The sequence below is a fragment of the Streptomyces katrae genome (assembly GCF_000966975.1).
GTDB classification, from domain to species: Bacteria; Actinomycetota; Actinomycetes; order Streptomycetales; family Streptomycetaceae; genus Streptomyces; species Streptomyces katrae.
Map to the genome: position 1 here is coordinate 1 of NZ_JZWV01000095.1, position 20,677 is coordinate 20,677.

Here is a 20,677-nt window from a genome sequence, read left to right on the forward strand (position 1 = left end):
GCGACCGCCTGTTCGGCGACGGTGGCGCGCATGGTGTCGACGGAGACGGCGACGCCTTCGGAGGCGAGGCCGCGGACGACGGGGACGACGCGGCGGAGTTCCTCGTCGGCGTCGACGCGGGTGGCGCCGGGGCGGGTGGACTCGCCGCCGACGTCGACGAGGTCGGCGCCCTGGGCGACGAGGTCGAGGCCGCGCTTGACGGCGGCGGTGGTGTCGAACCAGCGGCCGCCGTCGGAGAAGGAGTCGGGGGTGACGTTGACGACGCCCATGACCGCGCAGCGGTCCCAGTCGGGGAGCCCGGCCACGTGGCCCCTGGGAGCGGGTCCGCGGTTCGTGTTCATGGGGTCCAGGGTAGATCCCGTGCAGCGGAACGCCCCCGGGCCCTGGTGGGCGCGGGGGCGTCGGAGCGGCGGTGGTCAGGCGGCCTGGACCTCGCGGTCCTGCTGGGACGGGATCGTGGTCGCCGTGTGGGCGCAGGGGCGGGGCGGCTTCGGGCGGCGGCGGCTCTCGAAGAGGCGGGGGAGGGCCAGGGTGACGAAGCCCTCGGCCTGCATCACGGCGAAGCCGATGCGGGGCAGGTCGCGGTGGTGGCGGTAGACCATGAAGCGCGGCTCCCAGCGGGGGCGGAACTTCTCATTGAACTTGTACAGCGACTCGATCTGGAACCAGCGCGAGAGGAACACGAGCAGGCTGCGCCAGGCGCGCAGGACCGGGCCGGCGCCGATCTTCTCGCCGCGGGCGAGGGCCGCGCGGAACATCGCGAAGTTCAGGGAGACCTTCTCGATCTTCAGCTCGGGGGCCTGCTGCAGGGCGGCGACGATCAGGAGCTCGTTCATGCCCGGGTCGGCGCCGCGGTCGCGCCGCATCATCTCCAGGGACATGCCGTCCTTGCCCCAGGGCACGAAGTGCTGGATGGCCTTCAGGTCGCCGAACGGGCTGCTGTCGCCCTCCTCCACGCGGTGGGCGGTGGCGATGATGCAGTCCCCGTCGTCCGGGTCGCCGATGCGGCCCAGGGCCATGGAGAAGCCGCGCTCGGTGTCCGTGCCGCGCCAGGCCTCGGCCGCGCCGCGCACCTGGGACAGCTCGAACTCGTTCAGCTCGCTGACCCGGCGGACCTTGGTGGTGTAGCCGTTGCGTTCGATGCGCTTGACCATCTGTCGGACGTTGCGCATGGGGCGTCCGGCGAGGGAGAAGTCTTTGACGTCGACGATGGCCTCGTCGCCGAGCTCCAGGGCGTCCAGGCCGGTCTCGCGGGTCCAGACCTCGCCGCCGGTCTCGCTGCAGCCCACGACGGCCGGGGTCCAGGAGTGGGCCTTGGCCTCCTCCATGAACCGCTCGATGGCGCCGGGCCAGGCCTCGACGTCGCCGACGGGGTCGCCGGAGGCGAGCATCACACCGGAGACCACGCGGTAGGTGACGGCGGCCTTGCCGCTGGGGGAGAAGACGACGGCCTTGTCGCGGCGCAGCGCGAAGTGGCCGAGGGAGTCGCGGCCGCCGTGCCGGGCGAGGAGCTCGCGCAGCTTGGCCTCGTCGTCCGCGGTGAGCTGCGCGGCCGGGTGCTCGGGGCGGAAGGCGAGGTAGATGGTGGTGACGGCGGTCAGCATGCCGAGGGCGCCGAGGGAGTAGCCGACGGTCCAGCTCACCCGTCCGGCGTAGTCGACGGGGCCCTCGAAGCCGAAGAGGCCGTAGACCACGTGGGTGATCTGCTCGTAGAGGCTGGGGTGGCCGACGACCTTGTTCGGGTGGACGTTGACGATCACCAGGCCGAGGCCGATGGAGCCGGCGCTCATCAGGACGAAGTTCGCGAGCGCCTTCCAGCGGCTGCGCGGGTCCGGGAGGGCCTTGAATTCACCCTGATGGCGTACGAGCAGTGCGAGGAGCACCGCCGAGATGACCACGCTGATGATCGAGTGCCGGTAGACGAACTGCGCGACCGCGCCGGCCGGCAGCAGGACGACGGCGGCGCGCCAGGCGCGCCGCTTGTTGCGCTTGAGTCCGTGCGCGAGCAGCAGGATCAGGACGCCCGCGCTGATGGAGAGGGCCGCGGCGAAGGGGCCCAGGGAGCCGGGCAGCACCTCGGTGACCGCGTGGAACCGGCTGTGGCGGAATCGCGGGAAGACGCCCGCCGCGATGTCCAGAAGGCCGACGATCATGACGGCCGTACCTACGAGACCGGGCACCGACTCCGGCTTGGGTCCGCGGAAGATTCGCCGGACCCTACTCGGAACCTGTCCCGACTTATCGCCATCTATCCTGCTAGACATCGCTTCCCGTTGCTCCGCGAGAGATCATGTGGCCGAAGGCCGCGACAGCCTCCGGGGTGTGGTGCGTCCACTAGGACGACATCGAGGAGGAGCGGGTTCACTCTTCCGTCGGAAAAATCCAGTCCTGCCATCAGAAAGTCGACTGACTGCTCATGGGTCTCACCAGTAATGCCGTTCTGGTCCTGGCCATCATCGCGGGTGTAGCGCTGTTCGCGGTGACGGTCTGGCTCTGGCCGAAGCTCTCGGGCCGCACCTGGCGGTCGGTCCTCGGCCGGGTCGGCCTCCTGCTCGCGACCCAGCTGGCGCTGTTCTCGGCAGTCGGTCTCGCCGCAAACAAGTCGTTCCTCTTCTACGGTTCCTGGGCCGACCTGTTCGGCCAGCAGACGTCGATCGGCAAGGTCGTCGACCACTCGATGAGCAGCAAGGACATCAAGGTCCTCGACAAGCAGAAGCTGGACGTCCCCGGCGGCGGCCAGCCCCAGGTCGGTGGTCAGATACTGAAGGTGGCCATCACCGGGGAGAAGTCGAAGATAACGAGTCCCGGCTACGTCTGGCTCCCGCCGGAGTACTTCCAGCCGCAGCACAAGGACAAGAACTTCCCCGCCTCCATCGTCCTGACGGGTTACCCGGGCACCGCCGAAAACCTGATCAAAGGGCTCAACTACCCCATGACGGCCTTCAAGCAGGCCAAGCAGGGCAAGATGAAGCCGATGATCCTGGTGATGCTGCGGCCGACCATCGCGCCGCCGCGCGACACCGAGTGCGTGGACATACCGGGCGGCCCGCAGACGGAGACCTTCTTCGCGCAGGATCTGCCGCAGGCCATCCAGGGCACGTTCCGGGTCGGCAAGAAGCCGCAGAACATGGGCTTCATCGGCAACTCCACGGGCGGCTACTGCGCCCTGAAGATCGCCGCGCACCACCCGCAGACCTTCGGCGCCGCCGCGGGTCTGTCCGCGTACTACAAGGCGGCGGACGACCCGACGACCGGTGACCTCTTCCACGGCGACGAGAAGTTGAAGAAGGCCGCGGACGTGCTGTGGAGCGTGGAGAACAAGAAGCCGACCGGCACCTCCTTCCTCGTCACCACGAGCGAGAAGGGCGAGGACAACCTGAACGACACCAAGAAGTTCATCAAGCTGGTCAAGGGTCCGGACCGGGTCTCCTCGATCATCCTCGACAGCGGCGGCCACAACTTCAACACCTGGCGCCGCGAGATCCCGCCGATGCTGGTGTGGATGAGCAGCCGTATGCAGGCCTGAGGCCGCAGGCAGTACCGGGCGGTTACCGCCCGCGCTCCATCGGGGCCCGACGATGCGTCGGGCCCTTCGTCATGCCGCGGGCGGCTCGGCCCGGCGCAGCGCCCGGTGGACGCCCTCCGGGGTCAGTACGCCGACCAGCGCGCCGGAATCCGGGTCCGTGACCCCGATCCGGCCCGCGTCCTGCTGGAGCAGCGCCGCGAGGGCCTCCCGCAGCGAGGCCCCCAGCGCCACCGTGGCCGCCGGTTCCTCACCGTCCGCCGCCGCCGTCAGGTCGGCCTCCCCGACCGGGGTGACCGCGAGCCGCTTGAGGCCCCGGTCGGCGCCGACGAAGGAGGCCACGTAGTCGGTGGCCGGCGCGCCCAGGACCGCCGCCGGGCGGGCGAACTGCTCGATGGTGCCCTCCCCGTAGACCGCGATCCGGTCGCCGAGCCGGACGGCCTCCTCCAGGTCGTGGGTGACCAGCAGGATCGTCTTGCGGACCGTCTTCTGGAGGGCGAGGAACTCGTTCTGGAGCCGCTCGCGCACCACCGGGTCCACCGCGCCGAACGGTTCGTCCATCAGCAGCACCGGCGGGTCCGCCGCGAGCGCGCGGGCGACGCCGACGCGCTGGCGCTGGCCGCCCGACAGCTGTTCGGGGTAGCGGCTGCCGAACACGGCCGGGTCCAGGCCGACGAGTTCGAGGAGCTCGGCCGCCCGGGCGCGGGCCTTCGCCTTCGGGGTGCCGGTCAGCTGCGGGACGGTGGCCGTGTTCTCCAGCACCGTCTTGTGCGGGAAGAGCCCGACCTGCTGGATGACGTAGCCGATGCGGCGGCGCAGCTCGACCGGGTCGGCGGCGGAGACGTCCTCGCCGTTCAGCAGGATCCGGCCCGAGGTGGGCTCGATGAGCCGGTTGACCATCTTCATGGTGGTCGTCTTGCCGCAGCCGGACGGGCCCACCAGCGTGACCAGTTCGCCCTCCGCGACCTCGAACGACAGGTCCTCGACGGCAGTCGTCCCGTCGGGGTACCGCTTGGTCACATGCTCGAATCGGATCACCCCGCCATCCTCCCCCACGGGTGCGCTCGGATGGGCGAAGGCTTTGTGAGGGGAGTGTTGCACGTGTGCGAATGATTCCGGCCAATGCGGGCGGCGGGGGTTATGGTCGCACTGGCCGGGTCTTCGGGTACACGTGTACGGGCAGGGAAGGGGGTGAGCGGTGTGGCGGTACGGAACTGCCTGGTGGCGAACGACTGGATCTGCTGGGACTACGTCACCTCCCGTGCCCCGGAACTCGCCGACGCCACCCTCGAACACGTCTGGATCACGGCGGTCTCGGTGCTCATCGGTGTCGCCGTCTCCGTGCCGCTGGCGCTGCTGGCCCGCCGCGGCCGCCGCTGGGCGGCCCCCGTCCTCGGCCTGACCACCCTGCTCTACACGATCCCCTCGCTCGCCATGTTCTCCCTGCTGCTGCCCCTCTTCGGGCTCTCGGCGGCGCTCGTGGTGACCGGCCTGGTGCTGTACTCGCTGACCATCCTGGTCCGCAACGTGCTGGCCGGGCTGGAGGCCGTCCCCGAGGAGGTCCGGGAGGCCGCGCGCGGCATGGGCTACGGCCCGGCGCGGCTGCTGTGGCAGGTCGAACTGCCGCTGGCGCTGCCCGCGCTGCTCGCCGGGGTGCGGATCGCGACGGTCTCCACCGTGGCGCTGACCACCGTCGGCTCCATCGTCGGCAAGGGCGGGCTGGGCAACCTGATCGCCCCGGCCGTCAGCAGCTCCTTCAAGGCCCAGGTGCTCACCGCCTCGGTGTTGTGCGTGCTGCTCGCGCTGGTCGCGGACCTGCTGCTGCTCGGCCTCCAGCGGATGTTGACCCCCTGGACCCGTGCCGGGCGCCCGGTACGCGTGAAGGGGGCCTGAGGCCGTGGGAGTCGTGGGGAAGGCCTTCGGCTGGCTGGCCGACGGCGCCAACTGGTCGGGGGAGAGCGGTGTCTGGCACCGGCTCGCCGAACACCTCCTGGTCAGCGGGATCGCCCTCGGCGTCGCCTGCGTGGTGGCCCTTCCGGTGGGGCTGTGGCTCGGGCACGTCGGCCGGGGCGGGGCCCTCGCGGTGAACCTCTCCAACGTGGGCCGGGCCGTACCGGTGTTCGCGGTGCTGGCCCTGTTCATGGTCTCGCCGCTGCGCAGCGCCGGCTACCTGCCGACCGTCGTCGCCCTGGTGCTGTTCGCCGTACCGCCGCTGCTGACCAACGCGTACGTCGGCATGCGCGAGGTGGACCGCTCGGTGGTCGAGGCGGCCCGGGGCATGGGCATGTCCGGCGGGCAGCTGTTCTGGCGGGTGGAACTGCCGCTGGCCCGGGGGCTGGTGATGACCGGTCTGCGCTCGGGCGCCGTGCAGGTCATCGCCACCGCCACGATCGCCGCGATGGTCGGCCAGGGCGGCCTGGGCCGGATCATCACCGCCGGCTTCAACACGTACAACACCCCGCAGGTGGTGGCGGGCGCCCTGCTGGTCGCGCTGCTGGCCCTGCTGGTGGAGGGCCTCCTGGTGGCGGCGGACCGGCTGCTGCCGGGGCGCGGCCGGCCGGCACCGCGCTGAGCCCCTCCGCCTCCGTCGCCTTCCCCCGATCTCCGAATCCCCAAGGAGCATGATGAGCAAGTCCACGCGCATCCTCGGCGCGACCCTGGGCGCGGTGGCCCTGACCGTTTCCCTCACCGCGTGCGGGGGCGACAGCCTGGAGAAGAGCAAGGACGGCGGCTCCTCCGCCCCCGCGTCGGCCGCCGCCGGCGGCGGCAAGGGGAAGCTGGTGATCGGCGCGGCCGGCTTCACCGAGTCCAACGTCCTGGCCGAGCTCTACGCCCAGCTGCTCAGGCACGCGGGCTACGGCACCTCCATCACCACGGTCAGCAACCGCGAGCTCTACGAACCCTCCTTGGAGAAGGGCGAGATCGACGTCGTCCCGGAGTACGCGGCCACCCTCGCCGAGTTCCTCAACGCCAAGGTCAACGGCAAGGACGCGCCCAAGGACAAGCCCGTGGCCTCCAGCGACGCGAAGGCCACGGTGGCCGCCCTGGAGAAGCTCGCGACCCCGCTCGGCATCAAGCCCCTGGAGGCCGGCGAGGCCGTCGACCAGAACGCCTTCGCGGTGAGCGCGGAATTCGCCCGGAAGAACAATCTGAAGACGCTTTCCGATCTTGGTAAGTCCGGGCTGAAGGTGAAGATCGCGGCGGGTGACGAATGCTCCGTGCGCCCCTTCTGCGCGCCCGGGTTGGAGAAGACGTACGGAATCCAGGTTTCCGGTATCGATCCCAAGGGCGTGGGCACCCCGCAGGCCAAGCAGGCCGTCAAGGACGGGGCGGACCAGCTCGTGCTGACCACCACCACCGACGCCACCCTGGACAGTTTCGGTCTGGTCCTGCTGGAGGACGACAAGAAGCTCCAGAACGCGGACAACGTCCTGCCGGTCGTCAACGCCAAGCGCGCGGGCTCCCCGGACGTCGCGATCGCCCTCGGCGACCTCACCAAGGTGCTCACCACGGCCGACCTCGTCGAACTGAACCGCAAGGTGGACGCGGAGCGGGCGAAGCCGGCGGACGTCGCGAAGGCCTATCTGGAGTCCAAGGGCCTGCTGGCGAAGTAGCGGTTACATGATCGATGGCCAATTGAGCGGTAACCGCCCGGCAAGAGATTGCCGGGCGGGTACCCCACGCGGGGCCCACGCCCTGTAAATTTCAGGCCATGCCCCGTGGACGTCACCGCAATCCCGAGCCCCTGCACCGACTTCTCACGCCGACGGCCGTCGGCGGGGTTTCCGTCGCCAGCGCCGGCGCGGCCTGGCTCCTCGCGGAACCCCTCGCGCTGCGCCTGCTCGTGGCCCTCACGGCGGCCGCGGGCGTCGGCGGCGCCGTCCTGATGCGCTCCTGGGACCGGGCGGCCGGCCGCCGGGTGGCGGAGCTGGCCCGCGAGCGGGTCAAGGACGAGTGGAAGACGGACGAGCGGATAGCCGAGCTCGAGTCCGACCTGGAGGAGGCCCGCGTCCTGCGGGCCAAGCTGGACGCGAAGCTGCGGGCCAAGCGGGTCGAACTCGCCGGTCTGCGCGGGGAACACGCGGCGCTGCTGCGCCGGTACGCCACCGCCGAGACGGAGCGGGCCAGCGCGCTGGAGAAGCGGCGGCTGCTGGCGATGGAGAACGCCGGGACGCCGAAGGAGCTCCCGGCGGTGTCGCAGGAGCGGACCGGCAGCGGGGCGCCGACCGCGGTGGGCTACGCCCGGGCGAACGCGGCGATGGCCGCGCTGCTGCGGAAGGCCGAGGCGCGGGCGGCGGCCGAGGCCGCCGCGGCGGCGGGTCCGAAGGCGCTGGCCCCGGCGGCCGGTCCGGCGCACGCCCGTACGGAGGCCCCCGCCGGCTCCGCCCCCGCTCCGGCCTCCGCTCCCGTTCCGGCGCGGCGGCCGGCGGCGCCCGTGGCCCCGTACGCGGCCCAGCGGCGCTCGGCCTCGCGCGTCGAGGGGGGCTTCGACTTCTTCGGCACCAAGAACACCGCGCAGGCCCGGGCCGCCATCGAGTCCGTACAGAACGAGGACCTGGCGGACGTGGTCGGCGCGGAGGCGCTGGCCGCGCACAAGGCGGAGTCCGCGGAGGGCGGGGCCGAACCGGAGTCCAAGCCGGTGACGGAGGAGCAGCAGGAGGCGGCCGCCGGTCAGGTGATCGACCTGACGGCCCACGACGAGACCGAGCCGATCGACGTGGTCCGGCTCCGTACGGCCATCTCCTAGCCGAACCCTCGGGCGCGGCTACGTCCCGGCAGGGGTGTACGACCCCACCAGGCGGGAGAGGTGGCGGCCCGCGAGGAGGAGGGGCGTGCGGGAGCGGGTGACCTGGGAGGTCATCTCGGCGCCCTCCAGGGTGGCGATCACCGTGACCGCCAGGTCGGCGGCCTCCGCCTCCTCGATGCCGGAGGCCCGCAGCTTCGCCGCCACCAGTTCCTGCCAGTGCCCGAAGGAGCGCGCGCACGCCTCCTGGAGCTCGGGCAGCCGGCCCACCGACTCCAGGGCCGTGGCCGTGACCGGGCAGCCGTCGCGCCAGTCCGATGCCGCGAGGGCGTCCGCCAGTACCCCGGCCGTCGCCTCGATCGCCCGGGCCGCGTCCGGGTCGGAGTCCAGCGCCGCGCGCAGCATCTGGGCGAACTCCCCGTCGCCGTGGCCGATCGCGGCGACCGCGAGCTCCTGCTTGCCGCCCGGGAAGAAGTGGTAGAGCGAGCCCAGGGTGGCCTCCGCCTCACGGACGAGCTGCTTGACCGGGGTGCTCTCGTAGCCGCCGTGCTGCATCAGGCGGGAGGCGGTGCGGACCAGGCGCTCGCGCGTCCCGGCTTCCGCCTGCTGCTTCTTCTGCTTCGTCACCGCTGTCGCCGCCATGCGGGGAAGTCTACCCCCGGAATTGGATAGAGCGTTCGTTCTAGTGCCGTGCTACGGTCGCCCCAAGCGCTGGATAGAGCGTTCGTTCTAGTCCCTTTCAGGGTGACTTCGTGGGGAGAACTCCGTCATGAACCAGGTTTCGATCATCGGCCTCGGACCCATGGGCCGGGCCATGGCCTCCGCCTACCTCGACGCCGGCTACGCCGTCACCGTCTGGAACCGCAGCCCCGGCAAGGACGCCGCGCTGCTGGCCCGCGGCGCCCGGCGGGCCGGGAGTGCCGCCGAGGCCGTCGCCGCGAGCCGGCTGAGCATCGTCAGCCTCATCGACGTCGACGCCGTGTACACCGCGCTCGGGGAGGCCGACCTCGACGGCCGGGTGCTGGCCAACCTGTCCTCGGACGTCCCGGAGAAGGCGCGGGCCGCCGCCGAGTGGGCCCGGGGGCGCGGGGCCTCGTACCTCACCGGCGGGGTCAACGTGCCGCCGACCGGCATCGGCCAGGAGGGCGCCTCGATCTTCATCAGCGGGCCGGCGGAGGTGTACGAGGAGCAGCGCGCCGCCCTCGACGTCCTCGCCGCCACCGACTACCGCGGCGCCGATCCGGGCCACGCGCAGCTGTACTACCAGCTCAACATGATCATGTTCTGGACCGCGTACACGGGCTGGTACCAGGCCGTCGCCGTCGCCCGTGCCAACGGCCTGACCGCGGCCGACATCCTCCCCTACGCCGGCTACACGGCCGACAGCATGCGCGGCTTCTACGAGGGCTCCGCCCCGCTCGCCGACGCGGACGACCACGACGGCACCCATGCCCGCCTCGCGATGTGCGCGGCGAGCCTGGAGCACGTCCTGCACACCGCCGCCGACTCCGGGGTGGACACCGGGATCCTCGCCGCCCACGCCGAGCTGTACCGGCGCGGGGTCGACGCGGGCTTCGGGGCCGACGGCACCGCCCGGCTGATCGGCCTGCTGGGCGCCCCGGAGACGGCCTAGGTCAGAACAGCGGGAGCTGGCCCGGGTGCGGGCCCAGGACGAAGCCGTCCAGGGTCGGGGCGGTGGCGCCGAGCACCACGCGCGCCCGGGAGCCGGGGCAGGACACCAGCCCGGCGCGGCGTCCCGCCGGAGGGTCGTGGCGGGCGATCCGGCCGGCCGTCACGGCGCAGTCGCGGCCGCAGGACGGGCAGGCCCGTCGGGGGGAAGCGGACATGCCCCAAGTCTGCCCTGCCGCACCGACATCCACCCGGCCGGCCCGTCGGTTCAGGAGGCGGGCGCGGCCGCGGCCCTGGCCGCCAGCCAGGCCTCGTGCGCCCGGGTCACCCGGTCCCACAGGGCGGCGCGGTCCTCGGCGGTGACGTCGTCCAGGGCACGGCCGAAGACCTCCGTGACGGCCCCGAACAGCTCGTCGGCGCCGGTGAGTTCCCGGACCGTGCGCGTACCGTCCACCGCGGTGCGGATCAGCATCCGGCCGTGCAGCCGGTCGATGCCGTCCGCACTGCGCCGCAGCATGACCAGCGACGGCCGGAACGGCGAGTCCTCGGCGGTGGACAGGAACCGGTGGGCGGGCTCGAAGTCGGCCATGGCGGCGGCCGCCGACCGGAAGTTCATGCGCGGCGTCGGCACCCCGTCCCGGAGCAGGCTCCAGCCCCCGCCCTGGCTCCCGCCCCCGTCCCAGGTCACGGCGTGCGGCTCCAGCCGGTACGCGAAGCCCTGCTCGTACGCGCCCGCGCGCAGCGGCAGGGGTTCGTACGGGCCGTCGCCCATGCCGACGTCGACGAAGAGCTCCTGCTCCCCGATCCGTACCGTCAGGGCGAGGTGGTCGCCGCCCGCGTCCAGGGCCCGCGGGTCGGCGTGCATGCCGCCGAGGTGGCGGGTCACCTCGTACCCGAGCCCCTCCAGCAGCGCGGCGAAGGCCCCGTTCAGATGGAAGCAGTAGCCGCCGCGCCCGGCGGCGATCCGCCGCACGGACAGCGCCGGGTCGATGCCGGGCGGCCGGCCCAGCTGGATGTCGAGGTTCTCGAACGGCACGCGCTCCACGTGGGCGCGCGCGAGGGCGTACAGCCCCTCCACGGAAGGGGCGCCGGGATCGGCGACGCCGAGCCTGCGGAGGTAGCCGGAGAGGTCGTCGCGGGTGACTGTGGTCATGCGGGTGACGGTAGGGCGCTCCCGCCCCGGGCCGTCGGCGATCGCCCGCCGACTGTCAGGTCCGCCCCGCGGGCCTACTTGTCGATGTCGCCGACCACGAAGAACAGCGAGCCCAGGATCGACACCATGTCCGCGACCAGCTGTCCCGGCAGCAGCACCGCCAGGGCCTGGATGTTGTTGAAGGAGGCGCTGCGCAGCTTCAGCCGGTACGGGGTCTTCTCGCCCTTCGAGACCAGGTAGTAGCCGTTGATGCCGAGCGGGTTCTCCGTCCAGGCGTACGTGCTCCCCTCGGGCGCCTTCAGCACCTTCGGCAGCCGCTGGTTGACCGGCCCCGGCGGCAGCTCCGCCATCCGGTCCAGGCAGGCCACCGCCAGGTCCAGGGCGTTGTGCGTCTGGTCGAGGAGCACCTCGAAGCGGGCCAGGCAGTCGCCCTCGGTCCGGGTGACCACCTTCAGGACGTCCTGGAGCTCCCCGTACGCCAGGTACGGCTCGTCGCGGCGCAGGTCGAAGTCCACCCCGGAGGCGCGGGCGATCGGGCCGGAGACCCCGTACGCGTGCACCGCCTCGGCCGACAGGACGCCGACGCCGCGCGTGCGGCCGCGGAAGATCTCATTGCCGTGGACCAGCTTGTCGTACACGTCCATCCGGGTGCGGACGTCGGCGATCGCCGCCCGGGCGCGGCCCAGCCAGCCGGCCGGGAGGTCCTCCTTCAGGCCGCCGACCCGGTTGAACATGTAGTGCATGCGGCCGCCGGAGATCTCCTCCATCACGGCCTGGAGCTCCTCGCGCTCACGGAACGCGTGGAAGATCGGGGTGATACCACCCAGTTCGAGGGGGTACGACCCGAGGAACATCAGGTGGTTCAGGACCCGGTTCAGCTCGGCGAGGAGCGTACGCATCCACACCGCCCGCTCGGGGACCTCCATGCCGAGCATCCGCTCGACGGCCATCACCACGCCGAGCTCGTTGGAGAAGGCGGACAGCCAGTCGTGCCGGTTGGCCAGCATGACGATCTGGCGGTAGTCACGGGCCTCGAACAGCTTCTCCGCGCCGCGGTGCATGTAGCCGACCACGGGCTCCGCGCTGGCGATGCGCTCGCCGTCCAGGACGAGCCGCAGCCGCAGCACGCCGTGGGTGGAAGGGTGCTGCGGTCCGATGTTGAGCACCATGTCGGTGCTCTCCGCCGCGCCGCCGATGCCGACCGTGGTCTCCGTCATGCGCGCATTGTCGCAGTCCTAGGGTGGGGGCATGGAAACGGGGACGACGGGTGAGACGGACCGGCCCGCGTGGGCCGGACTGCCGGGTGGGCTCCTGTCCCTCCGGCGGCTGCTGCTGGTGGTGTGGACGGCCGTGCTCACGGCGGCGACCGCCCTCCCGCTGGGGCTGCTCGCCGGAGCGGAGTGGGCGGCCCTCGGCGCGATATGGCTGCCCGCGCTGGTCTGGGGCTGGGTGCTGCTCGGACGGAACTGGCGCTCCTGGCGCTACGCCGAACGGGCCGACGACCTGCTGATCAGCCGGGGCGTGCTGTGGCACCGGGAGACCGTCGTCCCGTACGGGCGGATGCAGCTGGTGGAGGTGACCTCGGGCCCGTTCGAGCGGCGCTTCGGGCTGGCCTCGGTCCAGCTGCACACGGCCGCGGCGGCCACGGACGCCAAGATCCCGGGCCTGGCCCCGGACGAGGCGGAACGTCTCCGCGACCGGCTGACGGAGCTCGGCGAGGCCCGATCGGCCGGCCTGTGACGGCCCCCGTCCCGCCCCCGCCGGGCGGCGAACGGCGGCTGCACGTCCTGACCCCGCTGCGGCGGGCCTGGGTGCCGATCGCCGCCACCGCCGGCCTGGTCGCCCAGCAGGGCGAACGGGCCCAGGAGTGGGCGCTGGCCCTGCCCGTGTGGCTGCGGCTGGCCGTCCTGGCCGGGCTGGTCCTCGTCTTCGGCACGTACGGCTTCCTCAGCTGGTGGTTCACCCACTACGCCGTCACCGACAGCGAGCTGCGCATCCGCACCGGCCTGGTCTTCCGCCGCACCGCCCACATCCGCCTCGACCGGGTCCAGGCCATCGACGTCACCCGGCCCCTGCTGGCCCGTGTCGCCGGGGTCGCCGCGCTGCGCATCGACGTCATCGGCACCGAGGACAAGGACGAGCTGGCCTTCCTCGCCGAACCCGACGCGGTCGCCCTGCGCGCCGAGCTGCTGGCCCGGGCCGCCGGTTTCGCCCCCGCCGAGGCCACCGCCCTCGGCGAGGCCCCCGACCGGGAGCTGCTGCGGGTCACGGTCCGGGACCTGGCGGTCTCCCTGCTGCTTGCCCTCGACACCTGGGCCGCCCTCGCGGCCGGGCTCGTCGGCCCGGTGCTCGTGTGGGCGCTCAGCTCCAGTCCCTGGGCGGCCCTGGTCGCCCTGCTGCCGCTGCTGGGCGCCGTCTGGAAGGGCAGCGCGGCCCGCTTCCTCACCGGGTACGACTGGCGGGTCGCCGAGTCCCCCGACGGGCTCCGCCTGGACCACGGGCTGCTGGACCGGGCCCACGAGACCGTCCCGCCGGGGCGCGTGCAGACCGTGCGGATCGTGGAGCCGCTGCTGTGGCGGCGGCGCGGCTGGGTGCGGGTGGAGCTGAACGTGGCGGGCTCCAAGAACGGGATCCTGGTCCCGGTCGCCACCCGGGAAGCCGCCCACGCCCTGGTCGCCCGGGTGCTGCCGGGCGCGGACGTGGCGGCCCTGTCCTTCGCGCCGTCCCCGCGCCGGGGGGCGCGCTGGGCGGTCCCGGTGTGGTGGAAGGGGTACGGGCTGGCCGTCTCGCGGGAGCTCTTCGCGGCCCGGCGCGGGCTGCTGTGCCGGCGTACGGAGATCGTTCCGCACGCGAAAGTGCAGAGCGTGCGCCGTACGCGGGGCCCCTGGCAGCGGGTCTGCGGGGTGGCCGACGTGCACGTGGACACCGGCGCCGGCAACACCGTCACCGCCCGGCTCAGGGCGGCGGAGGAGGCCACCGCTCTGCTGTACGGCCAGGCGGCGCGTTCCCGCACCTCCCGGGCGGCGGCCAGGCCCGACCGCTGGATGGCCTGAAATCGTCGCTGGATCGATTTCAGGCCAGAGGTTCCGGCCAACTGAAACCGTGTTTGTGTTCGCAACGTCCCTTCGGTAGACAGGTAGGCACGGAAGTGACGGCTCAACACGTCAGGGGTGGGTGAATGAAGTTCGACATGGGCAGCACGACGCTGTCCGACCTGGGCAAGGCCACGAGCGGCTCCAGCGACGACCTCGGCACGCTGATCAAGCTGCTGATCGCGGCCGCCGACCCGCTGGAGGGCAAGTTCAACGGGGTCGGCCGGACCGCGTTCGACTCGTTCAAGCGGCGCTCGGACGCCGTGACCGCGGAGCTGAACGGCTCGCTGCGCGCCATCCTCGGCGGTCAGCGCGGCATGGACACCTCCTTCACCACCGGTGACCACGAGCAGGGCGACAACGCCCACCAGAACATGGGCTCCGCGAACTTCGACGCCGCCCGCTTCGGCGCCCGCTGAAACCCGGGGGATTGAGGAGACATGGGACAGAACCAGGACCGCACCTCGTACGACGTCGCCGCCTCCGTGGAGGTCCAGGGCGGGCTCGGCGGGATCATCGGCCAGCTGGAGCGGGTGCTCGCCGACCGTGACGCGGCGGTGAAGGCGGCGATGGCCGAGTTCACGGCCGACGGGGTCTCGGACGAGTACCACGGCAAGGAAGTCCGCTGGAACAAGGCGGCCAACGAGGTGCGCGACATCATCCGCCTCGTCCGCAACACGCTGGAGCAGAACGACGCGACCGCGCAGGCGACGCTCGCGAAGGCCAAGGCGGCGGTCGACGGCATCGGCTGACGCCGGCCGGAGCACCGGACGCAGGTTCACGGGGACACGGGGGTAGGTCATGGACTGGGACATCAAACCGTCCGGCGTGCAGGGGGTCGTCAACAAGACGATCACCGCCGCGGAGGGCTTCCAGAAGGCGGGCACGTCGCTCCAGAAGGAGCTTCCGGAGGCGGCCAAGCACGCCGGTACCGTCACGCCCGGCGGGGGCACCGGCGGTGAGGGCGGCGGGATGGGCCCGATCGCCGGCGCGCTGGGTGAGCTCATGGCCTCCCACCAGCAGCGGCTGGCGTTCATCTCGGCCCGCACGGAGGCTTCGCTCAACGGGGCCATCAAGGCCACGACGGCGTACGTCCAGGGCAACATCGAACAGGCGGAGAACGCCCAGCGCGAGGCGCTGAAGGAACCGAAGGTCGATCTTCCGGGGGCGGAGAAGAAGTGACCGACCACGTACCGATCAATCCGTGCACGATCCCGCAGTTCACGGGCGACCTGGACGCGCTGGAGAAGAACAAGGCGGCGATCGACACGGCGGCGGGGACGTTCCGTGACGCCGGGTCGAACGTGGACTCCGAGTTCCAGGGGCTGTCCGCGTTCTACTCGGCCCCCGAGGCCGAGAAGCTGTTCGCGACGACCAAGCCGGTCAAGACCGACAGCGACTTCTTCGCCGACCAGCTGGAATCGGCGTCCAAGGCGCTGGGCGAGTACATCACCGAGGCCCGACCGATCGTGGCGCGCCTGAAGGAACTCCAGGCGAAGGCAACCACGTTCAGCAACAAGATCAGTGGGGACAAGCACTGGAAGGACGACGGGGACAAGATCGATGAGAACAACGATCTGATCCACGACGTCAACGCGGCCGTCTCCGCGTTCTGGGCGGCGGAGCGCACCTGCGCGAACAAGATCCGCGCCCTGTACTGCGCCGCCCCGCTCGTCGCCGACGACGGCTCGCACGGCGACAACATGTACGGCTACAAGGGCGAGGACCTCAACAAGGCCCAGGACCTCCCGTGGGGTTCGCAGCTGGAGGAGACCCACCGAGCCTGGGAGATCGGCTACTGGGTCAAGTCCTTCGTCTGGGACGGCCTGATCGTCGACGGGATCTGGGGCACCATCCGCGGCCTGGGCACCCTCATCGGTGTCGACGGCTGGGACAAGGCCGGGCAGGCCTGGACCGGCCTGGCCAAGCTGGCCACCGGTCTGACGCTCGCGTCCATCCCCGGCGTCGGCACCGCGTTCTGGATGCTCCCCGACAAGGACCTCCCCCCGTGGATCCGTGACTCGCGCACGGCGGTGAAGGAGACCGGCAAGGCCCTGGTCGCCTGGGACGAGTGGGGCAAGAACCCCGCCCGCGCCGCCGGGGCGGTCACCTTCAACGTCCTGACCACCGTCTTCACCGGCGGCGCCGGCACCGCCGCGAAGGCGGGTACGGTCGCCAAGGTCATCAGCGTGGCCGGGAAGGCCGGCCGTCTCATCGACCCGATGACCTACATCGGCAAGGCCGGCCAGCTCGCCAAGGTCAAGGTCGGCGACCTGTTCGCCAACTTCGGGAAGGTCGACGGGGCCTTCCCGAAGATCACCGACGTGGTGTGGAAGGACCTGCCCAAGGCCGACATGCCGGGCGTCAAGTTCCCCCACCCCGAGGACACCGTCCGCCTCCCCGACGACGCCCTGGGCCGCCCCCAGTTCTACGACAAGACCACCCACCAGCTCCTGGACCACCAGGGCCTCCCGAAGCAGGACCTCACTTCCGTCCCCAAGGGCCCCGACCACCCGCTGGCCGAGGTCCCCAAGCGCGAGGACGTCACGGTCGGCGCGCCCAAGCACCAGGAAGTCACGGTCGGCGGCCTGAACCACCCGACGACCCACACCCCTGGCGGCTCCACCACGCACCCGGTCGGCGGCACGGCGGACAACCTCCCGCACAACAGCCACACCGAACCGGGCGGCGGCACACCCGGCCACGGCGGCACGGACACCACCCCGACGGTCGGCGGCCACGGCGACACCCCGTCCACGGGCGGGCACGGCGACGGCCCCGGCGGCCACGGCGACGGCCCCGGCGACGGTCCGGGCGGCCACGGTGACGGCCCGGGCGACGGTCCCGGCGGCGGCGACCACACCCCCGGCGGCGGCGACCACGGCGGTACGGGCGACGGTCAGCCCCCGGGCGGGGACCACACGCCCTCGCCCGACGGCGGCGAACCGAAGCCGATGGTCCGCGGCGGCGAGGCGGAGCAGAGGCTCCGCGACGCGGTCAAGGAGCTGCCCGGAAAGGAGCGTCCCAAGCCGGACGTCCTCGAACGTGCCCTGGAGCGCCTGGCGGAGAACCCGCGGGGCCAGCAGGTCGCGGACATCATCGGGTCGGGCGCCTTCAAGAACAGCGACAACTTCTCCCAGGTCGTATCCAGCATGGGCGCCCGCAAGGTGGGCATGCTGGAACCCGCTCTCGACCAGATCATCTTTGCCGACGACCTGGCCAAGAGCGGACTCAAGCCCGACGACATCCACTTCGAGGTGAAGAAGGCGGAGTTCGAGGACACGGACGTCTACTACGGTCCGAAGGACGGCGAGTCGTGGGGCTACCAGATGAAGCGTCTGGAGAACCCCGTGGACCCCGTGAGTGAGATCACCCGCGGCAAGTACCTCAGTCAGATCACCCACTCGACCGCCGACAACAAACTGATGCTCGTCGACGGGCAGGGCACCATCGCGGAGTGGACGGCCAGGGGCGCGGTCGATGACCTGCTGGAAATCAACAAGAACGGACGCGGCAGGTTCGGTGCCGGCAAGGGCGTAGCCTTCGTCATCCGGCTCGATGACGGAGTCCTCGTGGTCCCGCCCGGGACCAGGACCGACCCCATGGGAATGCTGAAGGGAAGCCAGTGATCACATCCGAGCCCGTGGGCGAATGGTTCTGGGAGCCCGCTCCCGTGTCCGACGCCGCCGAGAACGGCACGGCGAGGGCACTCGGTCTGCTGTCGGACGCCCGGAACGTCCTGGCCTCCCTGGGCCTGGTCGCGGAGGGGGGCACGGTCTCGGTCGTGCTCAGCGACCGGCGTGCCATGGCCAGCCCCCTGTTCGCGGTCCGTGACGTCCCGGTCGAGGCGGGCGACGCCCTCGGTGCGGGCGCCGCCGCAGCGGCCGCCGAGGCCGCCGCCGTCGGGCTCCTGCCGGACCGTCTGCTGACGCTGAGCCTGAAGCTGCCCGGTGAGTGGACGGAATCCGGAGCCAGGCGCCGGGCGGAGAAGCTGTTCACCGTACGGGTCGACGTGTGGGGTGAGGGTGGCGTAGTGCTGGTGCTGTCCACCTACGCGGACGCCTGGCTGACCCAGGACCTCAGGGAGCGTCCGCAGCCGGAGGTGGCCGCCGAGAACGCGCCCCGCCTGACCGCCGCGCTGAAGCGGATCTCCGAGTCGACGGGTTCGGAGATCGACCCCGGCGACGCCACCAGGCACGCCCGGCCCACCGCTGAGGGGTTCGCCGACCTGTTGGCGGAAGGGGCGGAGTACGACGACTCGTGGAGCACCTTCGAGGTCCCCGCACGTTGGAAGCGGCTCATGAAGCTGGTTCCCGGGGACTCCGCCGGCCAGGACTACGAGAGCAGCACGGAACACCCCGTCCGCTACGCACACGTGCGGCAGGGGGAGCAGGTTCTGGGCTACCTCTGGGCCGCCGTCGGCGACGAGGCGGCCGGATACGAGCCCCGCACCGCGGCGGGCGACGCGGCCTTCGAAGCAGGTGTGCCGTGGCTGCTGAAGCTCCGTGACCTGCGCTTGCGCGGCTTCGGCCCGCTGGAGGCGCTGAACGAACTGCTCGGCGGCTCGGCCGACGGCTCCGCGGTGGAGTCCGTCGTGCACGAGGCGGCCTCGCTGGACGCGCTGGAGGAACTCTCGGGGAGGTACTGAGGGTGCCGGCACCGGCGGCCGCCGCCGTGTGCTCGACGACGCCGGTCTCGACGCGCTGGAGGGCGAGGGCCGATGAGGTGCTCGGGCCTGATCTGCTGGTGAAAAGGCGCAACCGGAGTTGGCGGTTTCCTCGTCGTCACGGGTCGTACTAGCGTTCTCGCGTAGACGGAAGGAGGCCGGGTGGCGGCTGAGGATTACGACAGTCAGCTCCTGGAGTCCGTCGCGGTGCGGCGGCGCCGGCTGCGTGATGCCGTGTTGTTCGGGGCGCAGCGGGGGCGGCGGGTGGCCGACGAGCGGATCGGGAAGGCCGTCGCGGGGCTGGTCATCGCGGCCGTGCTGTGCGCCGGCTGCGTGGGCTGGTCGTTCGTCTCGCACCGGGTGATCGGCAAGGTCGGGACGCCAGGGCAGGTCAGAACTCGGTGATAGGTTCGAGCGCGTGGTGAGCATGGGGGCAGTGAGCGGTACGGCTTTGAGCCGGGTCACCCTGGTCGGTCAGCGGCGGCGGATGGATCTCGTTCTCCCCTCGCAGGAGCCCGTCGGGCGGCTGCTGCCCGATGTCATACGGATGCTGGACGACCGGGTGGCCACGCAGCCGATGCTGCGTCATCTGGTCACGGCGGACGGGTCCGTGCTGGAGCACGGGGTCTCGCTGGAGGAGGCGGGGGTCGCCGACGGGGCCGTGTTGCGGCTCGTGCGGGTGCAGGACGTGCCGTCCGCGCCCGTGGTGCACGACGTCACCGACGAGGCCGCCGAGGACCTGGACGTACGGGCCTGGCGCTGGCGGCCGTCCGCGCGGCGGGTCACCGCCGGGGCCGGGCTGGTGCTGTGGGCGCTGGTGGCCGGCTGGTTCGCCCGGGCCGCGTTCGCGCCGGGGACCGTGGCCGGGGTGCTGCTGGCGGCCGCCGCCGTCTGCGGGGTCTCCGGCGCGGTCGCGGGCCGGCTGAAGGGATCCGGGCTGGCCGCCGCGCTGCTGGCGACCGCCGGTGCGGTCGGGGTGCTCGGGGCGTGGACCCTGGGCGACGCGCAGCACTGGCACGCGATGGGCCGGCTCGCCGCCGTGGCACTCGCGCTGGCCGTCGCCCTCGCGCTGCTGGGGTGGTTCACCCCGCTCGGGCGGGGCGGGTTCGTCGGGGCGGCCGCCGTGGCCGGGCTGACCGTGATCTGGGAGGGCGTGGCCCTGGCCCAGGGGCACGCGGGCGCCCGCACCGGGGCCGTGCTCGCCGTGGTCTCCGTCGTCCTGCTCGGGCTGCTGCCGCGGCTCGCGCTGGCCGCGGCCGGGCTCACCGGGCTCGACGACCAGCGGGCCCGCGGGGCCTCCGTCAGCCGGTACCGGGTCGCCACCGCTCTCGGTGCCACCCACCGGGGCATGGCCCTGGCCACCCTCGCCACCGCCGTCTCGGCGGGCGCGGCCGGGGTGGTCGCGCTGACGGAACCCGACGTCTGGACGGTCTCCCTCGCCTCGGCGGTCGCCGCCGTGCTGTGGCTGCGCGCGCGGGCGTTCCCGCTGGTCGCGGAGGTGGTCGCGCTGCTGCTGGCGGGGGCCGCCGTGACGGTCGCCGCCCTGCTGGTGTGGGCCGCCAGGGCCGGAGCCGCCGGACCGCTGGCCCTGCTGCTGGCGCTGGCCCTGGCGGCACTCGGGGTACTGGCCGTCCAGCCGCCCGAGCACGTGAGGGTCCGGCTGCGGCGCTTCGGGGACGCCGCCGAGTCCTTCGGGGTCATCGTGCTGTTCCCGCTGCTCATCGGGGTGTTCGGCGTGTACGGGCGGCTGCTCGGCACCTTCGCGTAAGGGTTGCGACTCAGACATGTCAGACACGAACCGCCAGGACGACTGGCAGGCCGGCGTCCTCGGTGAACTGACGGGCACGGGCCCGTCCAGGGGCCACGCGAC

Annotated in this window: 22 protein-coding genes; 15 read left to right on the forward strand and 7 right to left on the reverse strand. The window is 72.2% G+C overall.

Translation table 11 applies throughout. The features are described from left to right. On the reverse strand, positions 1-341 hold a 341-nt coding region (locus tag VR44_RS05090), incomplete at its 3' end, for a dihydropteroate synthase (RefSeq protein ID WP_045946166.1). A 75-nt stretch (positions 342-416) separates the two neighbouring features. Further along, positions 417-2,264 (reverse strand): phosphatidylglycerol lysyltransferase domain-containing protein, encoded by a 1,848-nt coding sequence (locus tag VR44_RS05095; protein ID WP_045946149.1) that lies wholly within the window; start codon positions 2,262-2,264, stop codon positions 417-419. A gap of 152 nt (positions 2,265-2,416) precedes the next feature. Between VR44_RS05095 and VR44_RS05100 the strand changes: the two genes are divergently transcribed. After that, positions 2,417-3,526 carry an alpha/beta hydrolase gene (locus tag VR44_RS05100; protein ID WP_045946150.1) on the forward strand — a complete coding sequence of 370 codons (1,110 nt, stop codon included), beginning with the start codon at positions 2,417-2,419 and terminating at the stop codon, positions 3,524-3,526. Positions 3,527-3,595: 69 nt separating this feature from the next. Here the strand turns inward: VR44_RS05100 and VR44_RS05105 are convergent, their stop codons facing one another. Then, positions 3,596-4,561, reverse strand: a complete 966-nt coding sequence (locus VR44_RS05105) for an ABC transporter ATP-binding protein (protein ID WP_045946151.1) — start codon at positions 4,559-4,561, stop codon at positions 3,596-3,598. Between the two features lie 162 nt (positions 4,562-4,723). Here VR44_RS05105 and VR44_RS05110 point away from each other — a divergent pair, with 162 nt between their 5' ends. The 4 genes from VR44_RS05110 (at position 4,724) to VR44_RS05125 (ending at position 8,270) form a co-directional block, all read left to right on the forward strand. Further along, the gene (locus VR44_RS05110; protein ID WP_045946152.1) at positions 4,724-5,416 is read left to right on the forward strand and encodes an ABC transporter permease; all 693 of its coding nucleotides are present in this window, start codon (positions 4,724-4,726) and stop codon (positions 5,414-5,416) included. 4 nt (positions 5,417-5,420) lie between these two features. Next, on the forward strand, positions 5,421-6,095 hold the full coding sequence (locus tag VR44_RS05115) for an ABC transporter permease (protein ID WP_045946153.1): 675 nt from the start codon (positions 5,421-5,423) through the stop codon (positions 6,093-6,095). 52 nt (positions 6,096-6,147) lie between these two features. Continuing rightward, a complete protein-coding gene (locus tag VR44_RS05120; protein ID WP_045946154.1) occupies positions 6,148-7,137 on the forward strand; it encodes an ABC transporter substrate-binding protein in 990 nt (329 codons plus the stop codon). 98 nt (positions 7,138-7,235) lie between these two features. Beyond that, positions 7,236-8,270 (forward strand): hypothetical protein, encoded by a 1,035-nt coding sequence (locus VR44_RS05125; protein ID WP_045946155.1) that lies wholly within the window; start codon positions 7,236-7,238, stop codon positions 8,268-8,270. 18 nt (positions 8,271-8,288) lie between these two features. Here VR44_RS05125 and VR44_RS05130 read toward each other — a convergent pair whose 3' ends face one another. Then, positions 8,289-8,909 carry a TetR/AcrR family transcriptional regulator gene (locus tag VR44_RS05130; RefSeq protein ID WP_045946156.1) on the reverse strand — a complete coding sequence of 207 codons (621 nt, stop codon included), beginning with the start codon at positions 8,907-8,909 and terminating at the stop codon, positions 8,289-8,291. Positions 8,910-9,036: 127 nt separating this feature from the next. Here VR44_RS05130 and VR44_RS05135 point away from each other — a divergent pair, with 127 nt between their 5' ends. Continuing rightward, positions 9,037-9,900 (forward strand): NAD(P)-dependent oxidoreductase, encoded by an 864-nt coding sequence (locus VR44_RS05135; protein WP_045946157.1) that lies wholly within the window; start codon positions 9,037-9,039, stop codon positions 9,898-9,900. A gap of 1 nt (position 9,901) precedes the next feature. Here VR44_RS05135 and VR44_RS05140 read toward each other — a convergent pair whose 3' ends face one another. The 3 genes from VR44_RS05140 to VR44_RS05150 form a co-directional block, all read right to left on the reverse strand. Beyond that, a complete protein-coding gene (locus VR44_RS05140) occupies positions 9,902-10,114 on the reverse strand; it encodes a hypothetical protein (protein ID WP_045946158.1) in 213 nt (70 codons plus the stop codon). Positions 10,115-10,164: 50 nt separating this feature from the next. Beyond that, entirely contained in the window at positions 10,165-11,049 is an 885-nt protein-coding gene (locus tag VR44_RS05145; protein ID WP_045946159.1) for an arylamine N-acetyltransferase family protein, read from the reverse strand. Between the two features lie 74 nt (positions 11,050-11,123). After that, on the reverse strand, positions 11,124-12,266 hold the full coding sequence (locus tag VR44_RS05150) for an NADH-quinone oxidoreductase subunit D (protein ID WP_045946160.1): 1,143 nt from the start codon (positions 12,264-12,266) through the stop codon (positions 11,124-11,126). Positions 12,267-12,297: 31 nt separating this feature from the next. Between VR44_RS05150 and VR44_RS05155 the strand changes: the two genes are divergently transcribed. The 9 genes from VR44_RS05155 to eccD all read left to right on the forward strand — a co-directional run bounded on the left by VR44_RS05155 (position 12,298) and on the right by eccD (position 20,575). Further along, entirely contained in the window at positions 12,298-12,789 is a 492-nt protein-coding gene (locus VR44_RS05155) for a PH domain-containing protein (protein ID WP_045946161.1), read from the forward strand. Further along, positions 12,786-14,102 (forward strand): PH domain-containing protein, encoded by a 1,317-nt coding sequence (locus VR44_RS05160; protein WP_342669298.1) that lies wholly within the window; start codon positions 12,786-12,788, stop codon positions 14,100-14,102. The genes VR44_RS05155 and VR44_RS05160 overlap by 4 nt, the downstream gene beginning before the upstream one ends. A 125-nt stretch (positions 14,103-14,227) precedes the next feature. Continuing rightward, on the forward strand, positions 14,228-14,560 hold the full coding sequence (locus VR44_RS05165) for a hypothetical protein (protein ID WP_042817977.1): 333 nt from the start codon (positions 14,228-14,230) through the stop codon (positions 14,558-14,560). Positions 14,561-14,581: 21 nt separating this feature from the next. Then, a complete protein-coding gene (locus VR44_RS05170) occupies positions 14,582-14,893 on the forward strand; it encodes a pore-forming ESAT-6 family protein (protein WP_042817979.1) in 312 nt (103 codons plus the stop codon). 49 nt (positions 14,894-14,942) lie between these two features. Further along, positions 14,943-15,323: a DUF6507 family protein gene (locus tag VR44_RS05175; protein WP_042817981.1), complete on the forward strand. Its 381-nt coding sequence runs from the start codon at positions 14,943-14,945 to the stop codon at positions 15,321-15,323. Then, on the forward strand, positions 15,320-17,770 hold the full coding sequence (locus tag VR44_RS05180) for a hypothetical protein (protein ID WP_052713467.1): 2,451 nt from the start codon (positions 15,320-15,322) through the stop codon (positions 17,768-17,770). Before VR44_RS05175 ends, VR44_RS05180 begins: the two co-directional genes overlap by 4 nt. Then, complete coding sequence (locus VR44_RS05185; RefSeq protein ID WP_045946162.1) at positions 17,767-18,789, forward strand: hypothetical protein; 1,023 nt, start codon at positions 17,767-17,769, stop codon at positions 18,787-18,789. The genes VR44_RS05180 and VR44_RS05185 overlap by 4 nt, the downstream gene beginning before the upstream one ends. Positions 18,790-18,969: 180 nt before the next feature. Next, positions 18,970-19,212: a hypothetical protein gene (locus VR44_RS05190; RefSeq protein WP_045946163.1), complete on the forward strand. Its 243-nt coding sequence runs from the start codon at positions 18,970-18,972 to the stop codon at positions 19,210-19,212. A gap of 22 nt (positions 19,213-19,234) precedes the next feature. Then, positions 19,235-20,575: a type VII secretion integral membrane protein EccD gene (gene eccD / locus VR44_RS05195; RefSeq protein WP_045946169.1), complete on the forward strand. Its 1,341-nt coding sequence runs from the start codon at positions 19,235-19,237 to the stop codon at positions 20,573-20,575. Positions 20,576-20,677: the final 102 nt, after the last annotated feature.